Below are 257 nucleotides of genomic sequence, written 5' to 3' on the forward strand. Positions count from 1 at the left end.
GGCCGGGGGTGGTGAGGGTGGCGGTGGTGGTGTCGCCGTAGTCGTAGGTGTAGGTGGTGGGGGTGAAGCGGACGGTGAGGGGGGTGTCGAAGAGGGTGCCGGTTTGGGTGTGGGTGGTGGCGGTGGTGGTGAAGTTGGTGGGGAGGTGGGCGATGCCGGTGTTGCCGGGTTCGGCGGTGGTGGTGGGAGGTGGGGGTGCGAAGCGGGCGAGGTCGGTGAGGGTGATGGTGGGGGTTGCGGGTGTGGTGGGGGTGGTG

The 257-nt window shown here is 70.0% G+C and carries 1 pseudogene; it reads right to left on the reverse strand.

Annotation, left to right across the window (positions count from 1 at the left end):
• Positions 1-257 (reverse strand): annotated as a pseudogene (locus tag HWD99_RS18815) (hypothetical protein); the annotation flags it as partial.

It is taken from the genome of Microbacterium sp. C5A9, from assembly GCF_022627955.1.
Classification (GTDB): domain Bacteria; phylum Actinomycetota; class Actinomycetes; order Actinomycetales; family Microbacteriaceae; genus Microbacterium.